Origin of the sequence: Arachnia propionica, from assembly GCF_037055325.1 — a bacterium.
GTDB lineage: Bacteria > Actinomycetota > Actinomycetes > Propionibacteriales > Propionibacteriaceae > Arachnia.
On the sequence record NZ_CP146373.1, the window covers coordinates 218,447 to 235,673 of the forward strand.

A 17,227-nucleotide genomic window follows, 5' to 3' on the forward strand; every position below is an offset into this window, starting at 1 on the left:
AAAGAAATCCAGGGGAGCTCTCTGCGCACTTGAATGTTGTGGATCTTAGTTTTTTTGATTGTTGCTGAAATATTCGACAAGTTTTGTCGGAAGTGAAGGAATGTGGCGCGACTGTGATTCATCACGCAGGGAGTCTGTTGCCTGGATGACTGTTGCAACGGCTTGCCAGGCGTCCAGGGGGGATGTCTTTGTGGGGGCTCCGGTGCGTGCGAAGCGAAGAAAATCGGCAACGGCCAAGGAGTCCGCGTCTTCGTCGCCATCTTGTACGACTATTTCGCGATTTCGTTTTTCATCGTAGGGGCTGCGGTCGGTTCGCAGGCGGATGACTCTATTTTCGCTATTGCTAAAACTTTCTATGCTTCCCCGGGAGCCGATTACGGTGTAGCTCAGCCGGTCATCGGGTGTGAAATGGCACTGCTGATAGGAAATGAGGGCGCCCGACTCCATTCGGGCCATGAGCATGGATACATACTTGACGTCCACGATGTCTTTGAAGCTTACCTGCCTCTCTTTCGATCGATTTTCAAGCGAGAATAGTGGGGCCGTCACCTGGGTGTTTTCCCGCTCTTTCTCGTGAATCAGTGGTTCGCCCATGCCGACAACATTGCGAGTGTGTGAGCCCGTCAACCAATGCATCGCCTCGAGATCATCAATCGCCTTCTGTAGTGATAAGTCGTTTGGCTGTCGCTGATCGATGTGCCGGTCCTTGGCGTAGGGGTATCCATCATGTCCGATGAAATGTCGACACCAGATGGCCTTCACCTCTCCGATTGCGTCCTCGAGTATCAGGTCGCGCATCTGTTGTATGAATGGCGTGTGCCGCATGGTGTGTCCAACGTGGAGACGTGTTGTGGTCTCATATGCGATCGTCAGAATTCTCGTTGCCGATTCAAGGGTGGTTGCCATGGGCTTTTCTAAATAGACGGGGATGCCTGCTTCCAGTAGCTCTGCCGTCACGTGCGAGTGGGTGTCATCCGGAGACGTGACGAAGGCCGCTCCCAGTCCCAACTCGATGAGTTCACGTACCGAACTAACGATGGGAAAGGTTTCGGGATCCTTGCCCAGAAGCTCGGAACATCGGATGCGTGCTGCAGAATCGGGGTCGCAGGCGGCAACGATTCGGGCGCCGTTCTGATCGGTCTCGACGTGCGTGGCAAGCTTCGAGCGTGCCCCCAGACCCACGACCCCGATCCTGAGAGGTTCGGTGATGTCCACGGCCACTCGACGGGATTGCGCGGCGTGCTGTGACTCCCAATCCTGATGAAGAGCCAGCATGTCCTCGAATCTCTTCGGGGCTATCGGAACGGGTCCTGTGGCGCGCAGGAAGGATTTCTCGGCGTCCCGGAGAGCGAGGGATACTGCGCCGAGTGATGCCGCAGCATGCCCCAGTTCTGCTTCCTCGATTCTGAGTCGAGGTGCGGTGGGCAGGCGCATGGTTGTGAGGTGTTCGTGGAGAAGAGGAAGAGGGGAGCTTTCGGGGGCGGCGGACAAGACGATGAGCGTCGGGTCGATCACAGAACAGATCGTCCCGATCGTCGTCGCCGCACGCAGTTCCCAACCGGATGTTTCATCATTCGGGATGGTGCGGGCGTGAAGATCCATGTCGAGCCGGTCGTTGACCTCTCCTGCATGCCAGTTGTGTCCGTGATGGACCTCGCCTCTTAGGACGAATCCTGTTCTGAATCCTGCGAACAGGCGGAAGAAGAGCATGCCGTCGAGAGCATCCAAGCGCGCGTCTGCCACGCGTATCATGAACTCGCCGTAGGCAGCGGTGTTGATGTCGTTGTCGACGCGGAAGGGAAAACTGCAACGGTGCGTGAGTTCTTCGGCGAGATTGATTCCTTGCCACTGAGGGACGAGATAGCTGCGCAGCACCGTGCCTTCTCCGTCGATGATTCCCGTGGTGGATGCGAATCCGCAGATCGGGTTGCCATGCTGGATGCGCAACGCTTCAACAGCCTTTCTTACATGCTGTGAGATGACATTCAGGCGTTCCTCGCGCGCCAAGGTCTCTATCGGAATGATGGTGGCATGAAGGATGTCGCCGGCCAGGGAGACAATGGTGGTGGACAAGACGTCCCGCTGGATATCGAGGGCGACGACGAAACCGTGCTGGGGAGCGAAACCGTAGAGTGCTGCGGGCCGGCCTGCCCCCGTGCTCGTTGAACGCTGTGCGATGATTCCGTAGTACTCCAGATCAGCGATGATGTTGCCGACGGTGGGTCGGGAGATCTTCGTTGCTTTTGTGAGTTCCGTGAGAGTGGTCTCGGTTTTTGCGCGCAGGGCCTGAAGTATTCTCTGCGCGCGTTCGGCCCTCGCCTCGGTGTTGGAGTTGATCTCCATCCGGTGCCTCGTTTCGCATCATTCACGTTGGAAGTCGGGATCAATGCAAGCCTACTGAGATATCGCGCCGACAGGGGCCGTTGAGCCCGATCATCCACTGGCTGGGGTGTGCGTGAAACTGATATTCAGGGCAGGCGATGGTGTCAGGCCCTGGCAGTTCCAGAGCTCTGATCGATGTGCAGGCACTAGTGATCGGTCCTGGCAGAAGGCGGCGGTATCCGATGACGAGACGGGTCCCGGCACAGGACGTTCTGGAAGACATCACACATGCCAGGTGACCTGCCGACCGATCGTGCCCCAGAGCAGATCGGGAATCTCGTTGAGTTCTTTGATCCGTGACTCCACCGAGGCACGCCGGGCTGCGAGTCCGAGACGTTCGGCGGTTTCGGCGTGCAACTCATTAGCCGTGAAGGCATCGATGGATCCCAGGGAACGCTCCAAGCGCGCCAGCTCCACATCGCGGAGTGCGGAAACGCGCTCCGCATACCAGTCAGAGGCCAGCACGGAATCACGGCTGAACAGCTCCCGGAACGGGACGTCGTCAAGGGTCAGACCATCCGAGGTGCGACCTGTGGCCATGATCTCGAGAAGGGCGTGCACCGGCGGAACCGCCAGGGCTGCGGTGCCGTCGTCGAAATACGTTTGCGCGACCCGGGCGTGTGTGGTCGAGATGGTGCGTACCGACTCGGCGAACACATCCGGATCCTGCAACTCGGGACGCAACATCTCGGGAGTAAAGACGACGTGGGGGTGCAGGAAGATCCGCCCGAAGTATGTGGAGGCGAATTTCTCGGTCATGCGGTAACCCAGCCGGGAGGCGAGGATCAGTTCGCCCTTCACCTCGTAGTCTTGAATGCGTTCCAGGCAACCCTCCTCGATGAGGTTTGCTGCGCAGCGCTCGGAGTCGGACATCCGGGAGAAGACTTCGGGAACCAGGAGGCTGATGTCGTGATCGACCCGGACGTGCGGGCCCACCACCCCGGTGCTGGAGAGCCATCCGTCGTAGCCGGTCAGCGCGAAGGACAGGAAAGCGGCATTCAGGTCGATGACCGTTGGAAGAGCGTTGAAGGGCCCCTTTGTCATTGCCCCTTCGGAACCAGCACCTGTCGTCGAGGGCGACTTGCCGGTCATGGAGCTGATGAACTCCATGAACAGCTCCGGGAGTTCCATGTAATGGAGGGGGGAGTAGGCACACAGCGGTGGGATACCGGGCTCGGCGGGATTGTTCCGGCGGCCCGCAGCCACCACGTCGACCGGTAGGCGCAGTTCCCGTGGCATCGGTAGCTTGCGGTGCAGCCGGGCGGCCAGCTCCGCCTCCGCGGAGCGCTCCGGGTTGGTGATGTCGGGGCGGCGCTGTAGGTAGCGGGGGTTCTTGGATGGTGTGCCGTTGACCAGACGTGGATGAGCCGAACTCACGAACCATGCGGGTGAGGGGGTGGTCGAGGTGGCGAAAGAGCGAATCAGTTTCTGGACAGGGGCCGTGAACTGGCTGAACTCGATGGCGTTGTCCATCAGCTCTTGAGCATCCTGGCGGGAGAGCGGCTCGAAATTGGACAGGAAGGTGCCGGGCTGGGAGATGTCCCACTCCGCCTGCTTGTCGTATCCGCGGTGGATGGCGTCGTCGGGGCGCTGGAACAGCAGCTGTTCGCAGTTGGTGACGAATTTCCGGGAGAGTTCACTTCCCGAGGGGCGGGGAGGGACGACGATGCTGGCGGTGATGTCGTCCTCGGTCTGCACCTTTGCCGCGGGCTGGAAGTCGTGGCGTAGACCGAACAACCGCCACGAACCGTCGGGGGCGAATCCCACCCGCAGCATGTTCACGCGGATCTTCTCCCCGTCGAGACGTAGCGAACTTCCCTTCCTCCCATTGATGATGCCGACTGTGAAGTGGCTGGACCAATCCTCGCCCCATTCTGGGCGGTAGAACCGTTTCACCACGAACACGAGTTCCTTGACATGGTTGGGGATCGCTTCCAGCCACGCGTTGTACTCGTCGTTGTAATCCCGGCTCGGGGTCAGCAGCTTGATCACCGACCCCACGGAACGCCGGTCGGACAGCACGGGTCGTGCATCATGCCCGTTTCGGGTGGGATCCGCGAAGCGGCGACTGAAGTCGTGGTCCAGGATCCGGGCGACCGCCGCCATGTCCTCGTCGAAATCCCGGACATAGGCGTCGCCGGTGATCACGGCGTCGGTGATGGCCTTGGAGATCTCGGACTTGCCACCTCCCGAGACAGTGGCAGGCTTGTGGCAGTGGGTGGCCCTCGGGGCGGTTCCGACTAGCGTCCACTGGGCGCCGTCGGCCTCCAGATGGTGAAGTTGCACGAGATAACCGTCTGGCCCGACGTAGGTCTTGTCGGCGTGCAGCGGGATCTGACCTCTGCGGCCGTCGACCTCCCATGTGACGGTCTGGTCGCGCAGGCTGTAGGTGGAGTGCTCGGGGACCAGGACGATGTGCTCGTTCTCCAGGTCCAGGGCATGCCCTTCGGGCTGGGAGACGAAACGCTGCGGGTCGCGGGTGATGATGTCGGCCAGCCGATAGCTGGGATCGGCGTAGTTGTCGGTGAACTGCTGACCCAGGTTGTATCGGGGAAAGCAGATGGCGCCGCCAGCGTGTTCCTCCTCCACAAGTCCCAGCAGGTTGGCGGAATAGCTGATCTGGGTTTTGACCTCCTTCTTGCAGTACCCGAAGTAGTTGTCGGCGATCACGGTGACAATCACCCCGCGTTCGTCGCGGGCGCATACCTTGAATGCGCTTCCGCCGTTGTAGAGCTCTTCCGGTTCCTGCCAGCACATGCCGTCGCGGCGTTGTCGCGGCGTTGCATCGTCGTGGTGGGGAAGTCCGAGCTCTCGTTTGGTCAATTTCGTCAGGTGCGGCGCCAGGATCACCGCGCCCGTGTGGCCTGTCCATCCCCTGGGCTTCAGGGAGGCGTCGTTGTCAGGCAGGTAGGGGTCACCACCGTTACCAAAGATGCCCTCCACGAAGTCGAGGTTCGCCACCAACGTTCCAGGAGCAAAGAAACGCACCTCCAGGCTGCGCTCACGTGAGAAGCCCGGGACGTGAGGAACCACCACGGGGCGCAGCAGTAGAGATACCCATGCCCGGGCGGGGGCCTCATCACCCGCACAGTAGGGCAGGGTCATTGACTCTGCGGGCGGGTTCAGGGCGTGCTCCAGCAGGCGCCCGTAGGTCTCCCGGGGAACCACCAGCTTGTCGTCCTGCACCGCTGTGCTGCCCTCCGCGACGTGGAAGACACCCTTGGTGGTGCGGCGATCGTTGAGAGGATTGTGCAGCACTCCATTGACCAAGCGGTAACTGCTCAGGTACTCCGAGGAGAACTGGTCGGCCCCGACGGGCAGGGACAGTGTCCTGGCCAATCCTGCCTGATCCAGCACGAAAGTCTGTCGAGGCAGTTTCGGGGAGGCCCCGGTTCCCTCCAGGTAGGAGTCCAGGAACGCCTGGATGCGGCCATCAACCGCGGGAAGTCGGTGCGAGAGCCGCCGGTCCAGTTCGCGCTGCCGCGCCAGCATCGGACGCACCAGATCTGAGCCCTCTGCGTGGTCAACGGCTACCGGAACCCGTAGCCCCAGCAAATTCAGTCTCAGATTGATGGCGGCGATTGCTGTGGTGTCTACCATGAATCCAACTATCTTCCATGGCAGTGAACCCTGTCGAGGGCGGACTGGTGTGATCTCAGCTGATGATCTCGTAGGAGACCTTCGCGACTCCCTGTCGAGTGTCTGCTATGGCCTGGAAGGCTCCCGTGGTCAAGTCGAGACAGCGTCCTGCGACATAGGGCCCGCGATCGTTGACCGTCACATCTACCGCTTTGCCATTGGCGGGGTTTGTCACCCGAAGTCTGGTGCCGAGGGGCAGCGACTTGTGAGCGGTTTTCATGGCCCACTGGTTGAAGGACTCACCGGAGGCTGTGGCGGAGTCGTCGCTGTAGAACGAGGCGAGACAGGTTTCTCCACCAGATGAAGCGGACGACTTGGCGGGTGCGCTGTCGGTCAGGTGACGCGCGGTCACCCATCGCACCGCGCCCTTCCATACGACCTGCGCGCGCCCACCGGAGACGGTGCCTGTGACCTTGAACTCGGTTCCTGTCGGTGCTACCTCCACGAACCGATCTCCGCGCGCGGCTGTCCACAGGTTGAGCTCGGTGCTTCCCCAGCGGGAACCGATTGTGTCGGGTGTGCTGGCGGCGCTCACAGAAGCGGAACCGGACGTGGGCGCAGACCCTTCTGGGGCGGAGGACCCCAGATAGCGGGTGGCCACCCAGGCCGTGCCGCCGTTCAGGCTGATCTGGCTCCACCGCCCTGAGAGCTGACCGGTCAGGGAAACCTGGGCGCCCTTGTCGAGGACCGTCTGGACGCCGGCGTTGAGGGAGGGGGAGTTGCGCGCATTGAGTCTCACCTGTGTCCAGGCGGAGCCTTTCTCGCCAGCGGATGAGCCCGCTTCCCCGGACCCTCCGCCGGTGACGTAGGGTGACGACACCCACGCGTTGTGGCCTTTCCAGGTGACGGGAACCCAACCGTTTAAGGCTGCGCCTCGGGCAGACAGTGATTCACCCGGGTAGAGCACGCCGAGACGGGAGTGATCGGTTCCGGGGCCAGAACGGACGTTCACGGCCACCTTCGCGGTGATGTTGTTGCCGGAGGCTTCGGCCCTGCCGTCCGGGAAGATGGCTGGCACGACGAACGTCAACTGGGCGGTCAGTACCAACCCGATGGCTGAACCGCGCAACAGTCTTAGTGCGCGTCCTTTTCGTGATGAGACGATCATCGGTGGTCCTTTCCAGCGAATCTGAACCGAGGTATTCCGGCACGTTAGGAAGTGCGAGTAGGAAGCTCAAGTAGAAACTATGGAATTTTGTGGCGTGAATATACAAAACCCCTAGTCGGACGCGGTTTAACTGATGCTGTGAATGGCGTGAAAACTCTCGAGCGGTGATTGAGGTTCAGGGTTTCTTCGATGTGTCGTCAGCGATGTGAGCAGGAAGTATGCAAAAAACTTTCGCGATGACTGTGGAAGATGTGGTGGAGACGTTTGAGGGCAAAGAGCGGGGCGCGCGTTCGCTGGAATGGGCGGGCGGGGTGCGTCTCACCATTCAGGACACGTGGCCCGCCTTGCTTGACAGCTTCCGGCCCTCCCGCAATTCTTGGCGCATGACCACCAGTCAGCTCGTAATCGTCTGACAGCGTTTCGATCCAACATCGAGACGCCCCCTCGCGTGCCAGATGGCGCCGAGGGTTTTTTGTTGAACGAAGCAGTTCCGGGCTGAGACCGAAGGGAGAGCGATGTCCAGGACAGACGGCCAGTTGCTGACGGGCGCGCAGGCGCTCGTCGAGTCTCTTGAACGCGCCGGGGTAGAAGTGGCCTTCGGTATTCCCGGAGGAGCGATCCTTCCCGCGTACGACCCGTTGTTCGACTCGAGGATCCGGCACATCTTGGTGCGCCATGAACAAGGTGGCGGGCACGCCGCTGAGGGCTACGCGATCGCGAGCGGCAGGGTCGGGGTCTGCATCGCCACATCCGGCCCCGGGGCGACGAACCTGGTCACCGCGATCGGCAACGCCTACATGGATTCCACTCCGCTTGTGGCGATCACCGGGCAGGTCAACGGAACCGCCATCGGCACCGACGCCTTCCAAGAGGCCGACATCCGTGGGATCGTGATGCCGATCACGAAACACAGCTTCCTAATCAAGGAAACCAAGGAGATCCCCCTGGCCATCAAGGAGGCCTTCCACATCGCAGCGACCGGGAGGCCCGGACCCGTACTTGTCGATATCGCAAAGGACGCGCTGGCTGCGAAGGCTCCATTCCGCTGGCCCGAGGAACTCGATCTGCCCGGGTACAAACCCACAGTCAAACCACACGTTCGCCAGATCCGTGCGGCTGCGAAGCTGATCTCGCAGTCCAGGAAGCCGGTTCTCTACGTTGGCGGGGGCATCGTCAAGGCGGAGGCATTCGAGGAACTCGCATCCCTGGTGGAGAAGGCTCGCATACCCGTGGTCACCACCCTGATGGCTCGTGGTGCGTTCCCCGACTCTCATCCACTGCACATGGGGATGCCCGGGATGCATGGGACCGTTGCCGCCGTGGGTGCGCTCCAGCGCGCCGATCTGCTCATCGCCATCGGCACCCGGTTTGATGACCGGGTCACGGGCAGGCTGGATTCCTTCGCGCCCAACGCCAAGGTGATTCATGCCGACATAGACCCAGCCGAGATCGGCAAGAACCGCGCGGTCGATGTGCCGATCGTGGGCGACTGCCGCCAGACCCTGGCCCTGCTCGTCAAAGAAATTGATCGCGCACCCGACACCGAGGAGTGGATACAAGTCCTCGGCAAGATGAAGGAACGCTACCAACCCCGCTGGGACGAGGCGCCGGACGGAAAACTCTCGCCGCAGGAGGTCATTCAGCGCATCGGACGACTCAGCCCCGAGGACGCCATCTATGTCACCGGGGTCGGACAACATCAGATGTGGTCGGCGCACTTTCTGCCCCACGAACGGCCCATGAAATGGCTCACCTCCGGTGGCGCGGGCACCATGGGGTTCTGCATTCCTGCAGCGATGGGAGCCAAGGTGGCCGAGCCCGACAAGGTGGTGTGGGGCATCGACGGCGACGGTTGTTTCCAGATGACCAACCAGGAGCTGGTCACGTGCGTCTTGAATCGGATCCCGATCAAGATCGCGGTCATCAACAACCATGCACTGGGAATGGTCAGGCAGTGGCAGTCCCTGTTCTACGACTCCCGCTACTCCAACACCGATCTCCACACCGAGCACCTTCCAAACTTCCCGATGCTGGCTGAGGCGATGGGCTGTGTCGGCCTGCGTGCGACCAATGAGGACGAGATGGATGAGTGCATTGCGAAGGCGCTGGAGATCAACGACCGCCCCGTCGTGGTGGAGTTCGTCGTCCACAAGGACGCGATGGTGTGGCCCATGGTGGCCGCGGGGGTCAGCAACGATGAAATCCAGGTGGCCCGTAACATGGCCCCAGTGTGGGAAGAGGAAGAACTGTGAACACGCACACCCTCGGGGTTCTGGTCTCCAACAAACCGGGCGTCCTGGCTCGGATCGCCGCTCTTTTCTCCCGTCGCGGCTTCAACATCGACTCGCTTGCCGTCGGTCCCACGGAGCGTCCGGAGATTTCCCGGATGACGGTGGTGGCCTCCGTCGAGGACGAGGCTGTTTTGGAACAGATCGTCAAACAGCTGAACAAATTGATTGAGGTCCGCAAGGTGCTGGAGCTCGGTCCCAACACTGTGCGCCGTGAGATGGTGCTGGTCAAGGTCCACGCAGATGTGCACTCACGCAGCCAGATCATCGATGTGGTGAGCCTGTTCCGGGGGAAGGCCGTGGACGTCAGTCCCGAGTCCATCACCATCGAAGCCACTGGCAGTCCTGAGAAGCTCACCGCCCTGCTGGAGATGCTGTCCCCCCACGGTATCCAGGAGTTGGTGCAGTCGGGGCAGGTTGCCCTGGGGCGAGGGGGCAGAACCCTCGCCGATCACAAGTCCAAGTAATTCATCAGAAGAAGTGAGGAAATAGAAATGGCTGAGATGTTCTACGATTCCGACGCCGACCTGTCTGTCATTCAGAACCGCAGCGTCGCCGTCATCGGTTACGGCTCCCAGGGACATGCCCATGCGCTGAGCCTGCGTGATTCCGGGGTCGATGTTCGAGTCGGCCTGCGTCCCGGGTCGAAGTCCATCGCGAAGGCCGAGGCTGCGGGGCTGCGTGTGGTCTCCGTCGCGGAGGCCGTCGAGGAGGCGGATCTCGTCATGATCCTCGCGCCGGATCAGGTTCAGCGCAAGCTCTATGCCGAGGAGATCGCCCCCCACCTGGTTCCTGGCGACGCCCTGTTCTTTGCCCACGGTTTCAACATCCGGTTTGGCTACATCAAGGCTCCTGAGGGGGTCGATGTCTGCATGGTTGCTCCCAAGGGGCCGGGGCATCTGGTGCGCCGCGAGTACTCCGAGGGCAGAGGGGTTCCCGCCATCATCGCCGTCGAGGTGGATGCCACCGGGAAGGCCTGGCCGTTGGCGCTGTCCTACGCCAAGGCCATCGGTGCGCTGCGCGCCGGTGGCATCAAAACGACGTTCACGGAGGAGACCGAAACCGATCTGTTCGGCGAACAGGCGGTTCTCTGTGGTGGCGTCTCCGCCCTCATCCAGTCGGGCTTCGAGACCTTGGTCGAGGCCGGCTACCAGCCTGAGGTGGCCTACTTCGAGTGCCTGCACGAGATGAAGCTGATCGTTGACCTGATGTACGAGGGGGGCATCGCCAAGCAGCGGTGGAGCATCTCCGACACCGCAGAGTTCGGTGACTACGTCTCCGGGCCGCGTGTCATCGACGCGCACGTCAAGCAGAACATGAAGGCCGTGCTGGACGACATCCGCTCCGGGGCCTTCGCGAAGCGTTTCATTGAGGACCAGGAGGCCGGTGCACCCGAATTCAAGGAATTGCGTGCCAAGGGTGAGGCCCACCCGATCGAGGCCACCGGTCGCGAGCTGCGTAAGCTCATGAGCTGGGTTAAGGACCACGGCACCGATGACTATGTGGAGGGCACGGCTGCTCGCTGAGCCCAACGCCGACAGCGGGTGCCCGCCTCGGCTGCGGGCACCCGTTGTTCCGATTCGGAGGAAGAAATGAAATGCTGACCAGGACAGAACGCCTGGAACGCCTGCCCATGACGCGTGAACACGGCGCATTGCTGGGTGCATCGGGGGTCGGGTGGGCTCTGGACGCGATGGATGTGGGCCTGATTTCTTTCGTCATTGTTGCCCTCGGGCAGCAGTGGGGGCTGGATGACACCACCAAATCGTGGGTCGTCTCGGTCGGCTTCGTCGGCATGGCCTTAGGAGCCACATTCGGCGGGTTGCTCGCTGACAAGATCGGTCGTCGCAGCGTGTTTGCGCTCACGCTGCTTGTCTACGGGATGGCGACGGGGGCCACAGCCGTCGTCTCCTCGGTTACCGCCCTGCTGTTACTGCGTTTCGTGGTGGGTTTGGGGCTCGGTGCCGAACTTCCGGTGGCCTCCACCTTGATCTCGGAGTTCGCTCCCCGGCGGATCCGGGGTCGAGTGGTGGTCTGGTTGGAGGCGTTCTGGGCCGTGGGGTGGATCCTGTCGGCGATCGTCGGGTACTTCGTGGTGGCCGGTTCCGAGGACGGATGGCGCTGGGCACTGGCGCTGGGTGCGGTTCCGGCCTTGTGGGCGCTGCTGATTCGCCTCGGTACACCCGAATCCGTGCGGTACCTGGAGGCAGTGGGACACTATGAGCAGGCCGAGGTGACGGTTCGGTGTTTCGAGAGGTCCGCGAAAATCTACTACGACGGCCCCACGATCGACACCCCCGAACAAGCCGCGAAGCACCAGGGAGAGACGATCAGGACGACTGGTCTCACCCTGTTTTCAGCACAACTGAGGCGACGCACTCTGGCGTTCTGGTTGGTGTGGTTCTGCATCAATCTGTCCTACTACGGGGCTTTCATTTGGATTCCATCGCTGCTGGTGAAGCAGGGTTTCACCCTGGTCAAGTCCTTCGAGTTCACCTTGATCATCACCGTGGCCCAACTTCCCGGATACGCCGTTGCGGCCTGGCTGATCGAGGTCATCGGACGCCGTCTGACCCTGGCACTGTTTCTGGTCGGCTCTGCCCTTTCTGCGCTGGGTTTTGCGATGGCAGGGACGCAGGGCGCGATCATCGCAGCCGGATGCGCCCTGTCGTTTTTCAACCTGGGGGCGTGGGGTGCACTGTACGCCATCGGCCCCGAGCTGTACCCCACGTCACTGCGCGGCACCGGTACCGGGGCGGCGGCCGGGGTGGGGAGGGTCGCGTCGATCATCGCACCCCTGCTCGTCCCGGTGTTGATGGGAAGCGGAGGCATCGTGACCACTTTTGCGGTCTTCGCGGTTTCTTTCGCGATGGCCGCGGGCGCCGCTTTCCTACTCCCCGAAAAACGCGATGCCGGTATCGACTGATATGGGCCGGGTCTGGAACCAGTGGGCTGACGGGCTCGTAGAGAGTGTTCCGGAACCTTGATGCCTTTGAGGTTGCACCAGCGGGAGGCTCTTGACGCCTGGCGTAGGAATATCTCGGCGGGGGTTTCCAGGGGTTGGATCGTCCTGCCACCGGGCGCCGGCAAGACCATGGTCGGTGTGCGGGCGATTCGCGAGTCAGGGCGCACCGGTGTGGTTTTCAGTCCGAACATCGCCATTCAGGGCCAGTGGCAGGTCGCTGCGCCGGAGGTTCGCTGCCTGACCTATCAGGCACTTGCCAATTTCGGGGACGACCTCGGTGGGAGCACACAGCTGGCTCGTCTGCACCCGAACGGAAGAGCCTTGGTGGCCGAGCTCGCAGCTACGGAGAACCTGATGATCGTCTTGGACGAATGCCATCACCTGCTCCGGACGTGGGGACGGCTGCTGGCCGAGGTGCTCGGACTGTTGTCCGACGCCGTCGTACTGGGTCTCACGGCCACCCCGGCAACCGCCCTGACTGGAGCGGAGGCCATCCTGGAGAACGAACTCTTCGGTGAGATCACGTATTCCGCGACCATTCCCCAAGTGGTGGCGGCCGGGGACCTGGTCCCTTATCAGGAGCTTGGCTGGCTGACGAACCCCACCGCCGCTGAACGCGACTGGCTGGGAGAGCAGCAGGGGAGGGTTCAGGAACTGCTCACCCATCTCAGCGCCCCGGACAGGGCGAGCATTTCACTCTTCGAGGCAGTGGCGAACCTGCAGGCCAACGTCTCCTGGGAGGACCTCGCGGCCACGGATGAACGCCTGACCGATGCCCTACTGCGCCTCGCCCACGCGGGTTACGCCGAACCACCCATCGGAGTTGCGTTCGGCGAGTGTCACCGACGCGATCCCGGAATCGAGGACTGGGTGGCGGTACTGAACCAGTGGCTCCTTCCGTTGGTCGACAGCCCCGACCCGCGGGACCACGCCCTGATCATGGAGGTCCGGGAGGTTCTTCCCTCCATCGGTTACCGCTGGACTCGGCGAGGCATCAGCGCGACCGCCTCCACCATGGACCGGGTACTGGCCCGCAGCGCTTCCAAGGCTCTCGCCGCGGTCGAGATAGTAAGTCTGGAGGAGGAAAACCTCGGAGCTGACCTGCGCGCCCTGGTGGTGTGCGATTTCGAGCGGGCGGCCGCGCTGCCACACGGTCTGTGCGACGTGGTGACCGCGGACTCGGGATCGGCCTGGCAGACCTTGAAGGCCTTGGCCGAGAACCCGGTCGGGCAGCGCCTCGAACCGTTGCTCGTCACCGCTGGGGTCGTCGCGGGAACCCCGTCGAGTTCCCGGGCGCTGATGGACTTCGCCGCGGGTCGGCTCCCCGGGCACTCCTTGGATATCGCCGAGGAGGAGGGTCTGGTGCGGGTTCTCGGCTGGAATGTCCGCCAGTGGGTGCCGGTGGTCACCGATTTCTTCCAGATGGGTGGCACCAGGCTCTTGGTCGGTACCCGTGGGCTGCTGGGGGAGGGATGGGACGCCCCGGGCGTCAACTGTCTGGTGGACCTGACCAGCGCAACCACACCTGGTGCCGTGATTCAGCTTCGCGGGCGCAGCCTACGACGCGACCCGGAGAATCCGGCTAAGGTCGCGATCAACTGGTCGGTGGCCTGCGTCGCCGACGGGGTGATGGGGGACGCGGATTGGCGTCGTCTCGTGCGCAAGCACCGTGGTTACCTCGCTCCCGACGAGCGGGGCGATCTGGTGGACGGGGTGGCGCACCTGGCTGGTGGGTTCAGCGAGTTTCGGACTCCGGAATCGGACGGGATCGAGGCCGCCAACATTCTTGCGGCCCGGCGTTCCCGGGAACGCGACCGGGTCACAGAGCAATGGAACGACCCGCGGATCAGGACCGGCCGGGAGGTGTCGGTGGTGCGGGTGAGTTCCAGGGCGAAGGAACCGTTGACCGGAAGCGGTTTCGGGGAGGCGGCGCCCCGGAGGCTGGGGCTTGTGCTGTGGCCCTGGGCGCTGGGCACGGCCCTGGTGCTGGTGGTGCTGGGGCTGTCCTGGTGGGTGGTCGCCGCACTGGTGTTGACAGGAGCGGATCTGTTGATCCGGGTGATACGGGCGGGACGCAGGCTCACCGGGCTGGCGGCGAACGTCGGTGTTGGCAGGGTGGCTAGGGCGGTTGCCGATGCTCTCCAGGCTTGCGGCTTGCTCACTGCAGGGGCCGGGGCGGTTGCGGTGGAGGTCAGAGGACAGGAACTGCACTGTCGACTGCTCAGAGTGTCCGCGGAGGAAGCAGCCAAGTTCGCGGAGGCTTTGGACGAGGCGTTGCAGCCTGTTTCCCGACCCCGATATCTGATCTCCCGTCTCACCGCCGCCCCACCCCGGTTTCGGGACGTCTTGAGGCTTGCCCTGACCGGGTGGGAAACCGTTCTGGAAACCTGGCATCCGGTCCCGAGCGTGCTCGCCTCCAGCCGGGACCAGGCCGATGCCTACCTACTCGCCTGGAAGCGATGGGTGGGGGAAGGGGAGGTTCGGTACGCTCACGGCCCCGAGGGCAAGGGCATCACGCGAGCGGTGCGTGGCGCCGATCCGTGGCAGTTCACCTCGGTGATTCGTCTGCACTGGGAGTGAGTGCTCTTGTGGTTCGAGTTGGCTGGTTCACCATGCCGCACTTCTGATGTGCTGACAGGCCATTGGAGCCGGGTCGCTGTTGCTTCTCTCAAGTGCTTCTCTTGGAGACCGGGAGCAGGCTGCCCTGCACTCTTGGATTGGTAGAATTAGACCTGTAGTACACGACGGGAGGGTCTTACAGGGTGAGTGTCTTCCTGATTCTCGGAGTCGTAGGAATCGCAGTCCTGCTGGTGTCTTTGATCCTGGGGGATCTGCTGGATTCGGCTCTTCATTTCGACGGCTTGGATTCCGAGGTCTTCTCAACCTCGGTCATCGCGGCCTTCATCGGGGCCTTCGGGTTCGGTGGGGTGGCCGTCCAGGAATTCACGAACAATGTGTGGTTGGCCTCCTTGGTCGGCATGGTCACGGGAAGCCTGGCTGGCTGGGGGGCGGTGACTCTCACTCGCTTCCTGAAACGCGCAGAAACCGGGCAGGCGCTTCGCAGTGACCACCTGATCGGGGCGGAAGCCCATGTCATCACGGACATTCCGGAAGACGGTTTCGGCGAAATCCGGATCGGCACCCACAAGCGAGCAGCACGGGCGGAACTGCCGATTCCCGCCGGAACCCCGGTCTGGGTTTCTGGTGTCCTGTCTCCCACAGCCGTCGAGGTTCGTCCCAGCGTCAATGAGCTTCCCCAGCCCTGAGCAGAAACAGAAAGGTCCAAATATCCATGAATAATTTCTCCTCCCTGATCACCGGAGTGGGAGGCATACTTCTACTGATCGCCCTGCTGATCTGGCTGGTTGCCAGCCGGTACCGGGTGGCCCGTCCGAATGAGGCCTACATCATCACGGGCCAGAAGGGCAAGGCGGTCACCAACCCCGAGACCGGCCTGGTTTCCACCGACCTGTCCGGACAGAAGGTCATCATGGGCGGCGGTGTCTTCGTGATCCCTCTGATCCAGCGTTTGCACGTGCTCGACCTGTCCAGTCGTCGCATCATGGTGCAGATCCGCAACGCGGTCTCCGGTCAGGGCATCAAACTGAACCTCGACGGCGTTGCAATTGTCAAGGTGGGTGGCAACGAGGACTCCATCCGTGCCGCTGCACAGCGCTTCCTGATGCAGCAGGAGGAAATCGAGACGTTCACCCAGGAAACCCTTGCTGGTGCGCTCCGATCCATCGTCGGTGGGCTTTCCGTGGAGCAGATCATTCGTGACCGTGCTGCTTTCGCACAGAGGGTGGCCGATGAGTCGGAGGCATCCCTGACTGGTCAGGGTCTGGTGCTTGACACCTTCCAGATTCAGGACATCACCGACGATGGTTCCTACTTGTCGGACTTGGGGCGTCCGGAGTCGGCCAAGGTTGGTCAGATTGCCGCGATCGCCGAAGCCGATGCTCGACGGGAGGCTGAACAGGCGAGGCTGGCCGCCGAGCAGGAGATTGCGATCTCGGAGCGGGCCCTTGTGCTCAAAGAGGCCGAGATCAAGGCCGAAACGGATGCTGCTCGCGCCCAGGCAGCCGCAGCTGGGCCGCTCGCCCAGGCCGATCGTGATCAGGCCATCCTTACCGAGCAGGAGAAGGTCGCCGTGCGGCAGGCGGCGCTGAAGGACCGCCAGCTCGACACCGAAGTCCGCAAACCCGCGGACGCGAAACGGTACGAGACCGAGACCGCGGCCCAGGGACGGCGCAACTCCGAGATCTTCGAAGCCGAGGCCCGCAAGGCAGCCGCCATCGCCAACGCAGAGGCCCAGGCCGAGACAGCACGTCTTACCGGTGAAGGTGAGAAACAGCGCCGTGCCGCACTCGCCGAGGCTGAGGCCATCGAAGGTGCGCGTCGCGGTGAGGCCGAGAAGGCACGTCGTATCGCCGAGGCCGATGCCATCCGCGCCGAGGGAGAGGCCAAGGCCGCCGCGGCCCTTGCCGTCGGTACCGCTGAGGCGGAAGCCATGAACAAGCGGGCCGCCGCCTTCGCGAACTACAACGAGGCAGCGGTGTTGCAGATGCTTGTTGAGGTGCTGCCGCAGGTCGCTGAGAAGGTTGCCGCCCCCATGGGCAGCATCGACAAACTCACCGTTGTCTCCACGGAAGGGGCGGCCGCGTTGCCCCGTCAGGTCAACGACAACGTGCTGCAGACCGTCGAGATGATCAAGAACACCACTGGTATCGACCTGCTTGACATCCTGAAGGGTCACACGAGCGGCAAAGCTCTCAAGGGCGAAACCGTCGAGTGACAATCCCTGGAGCGCGAGGGGCTGGACCTCATCAGGTCCGGCCCCTCGTC

At 62.5% G+C, this 17,227-nt stretch carries 11 protein-coding genes; 8 read left to right on the top strand and 3 right to left on the bottom strand.

Annotation, left to right across the window (positions count from 1 at the left end; translation table 11 throughout):
- Positions 1–45: 45 nt before the first annotated feature.
- The 3 genes from V7R84_RS00930 to V7R84_RS00940 all read right to left on the bottom strand — a co-directional run bounded on the left by V7R84_RS00930 (position 46) and on the right by V7R84_RS00940 (position 7,129).
- Positions 46–2,343 carry an ROK family protein gene (locus V7R84_RS00930; RefSeq protein WP_338571100.1) on the bottom strand — a complete coding sequence of 766 codons (2,298 nt, stop codon included), beginning with the start codon at positions 2,341–2,343 and terminating at the stop codon, positions 46–48.
- 261 nt (positions 2,344–2,604) lie between these two features.
- Positions 2,605–5,982 (bottom strand): hypothetical protein, encoded by a 3,378-nt coding sequence (locus V7R84_RS00935; protein WP_338571103.1) that lies wholly within the window; start codon positions 5,980–5,982, stop codon positions 2,605–2,607.
- Between the two features lie 55 nt (positions 5,983–6,037).
- Positions 6,038–7,129, bottom strand: coding sequence for an SH3 domain-containing protein (locus V7R84_RS00940; protein WP_338571105.1), 1,092 nt, complete (start codon positions 7,127–7,129; stop codon positions 6,038–6,040).
- A 236-nt stretch (positions 7,130–7,365) separates the two neighbouring features.
- Between V7R84_RS00940 and V7R84_RS00945 the strand changes: the two genes are divergently transcribed.
- From V7R84_RS00945 to V7R84_RS00980, 8 genes are all read left to right on the top strand, one after another.
- Positions 7,366–7,542 (top strand): hypothetical protein, encoded by a 177-nt coding sequence (locus V7R84_RS00945; RefSeq protein WP_338571107.1) that lies wholly within the window; start codon positions 7,366–7,368, stop codon positions 7,540–7,542.
- Between the two features lie 102 nt (positions 7,543–7,644).
- Positions 7,645–9,381, top strand: coding sequence for an acetolactate synthase large subunit (locus V7R84_RS00950; RefSeq protein ID WP_412728071.1), 1,737 nt, complete (start codon positions 7,645–7,647; stop codon positions 9,379–9,381).
- On the top strand, positions 9,378–9,884 hold the full coding sequence (gene ilvN, locus V7R84_RS00955; RefSeq protein ID WP_338571108.1) for an acetolactate synthase small subunit: 507 nt from the start codon (positions 9,378–9,380) through the stop codon (positions 9,882–9,884). The genes V7R84_RS00950 and ilvN overlap by 4 nt, the downstream gene beginning before the upstream one ends.
- Positions 9,885–9,911: 27 nt before the next feature.
- Positions 9,912–10,943, top strand: a complete 1,032-nt coding sequence (gene ilvC / locus V7R84_RS00960; protein ID WP_338571110.1) for a ketol-acid reductoisomerase — start codon at positions 9,912–9,914, stop codon at positions 10,941–10,943.
- 71 nt (positions 10,944–11,014) lie between these two features.
- Entirely contained in the window at positions 11,015–12,343 is a 1,329-nt protein-coding gene (locus tag V7R84_RS00965) for an MFS transporter (protein ID WP_338571113.1), read from the top strand.
- Positions 12,344–12,403: 60 nt separating this feature from the next.
- Complete coding sequence (locus V7R84_RS00970; protein WP_338571114.1) at positions 12,404–14,962, top strand: DEAD/DEAH box helicase family protein; 2,559 nt, start codon at positions 12,404–12,406, stop codon at positions 14,960–14,962.
- 182 nt (positions 14,963–15,144) lie between these two features.
- Entirely contained in the window at positions 15,145–15,648 is a 504-nt protein-coding gene (locus tag V7R84_RS00975; protein ID WP_338571116.1) for an NfeD family protein, read from the top strand.
- 26 nt (positions 15,649–15,674) lie between these two features.
- Positions 15,675–17,177 (top strand): flotillin family protein, encoded by a 1,503-nt coding sequence (locus V7R84_RS00980; protein WP_338571119.1) that lies wholly within the window; start codon positions 15,675–15,677, stop codon positions 17,175–17,177.
- Positions 17,178–17,227 lie beyond the last annotated feature (50 nt).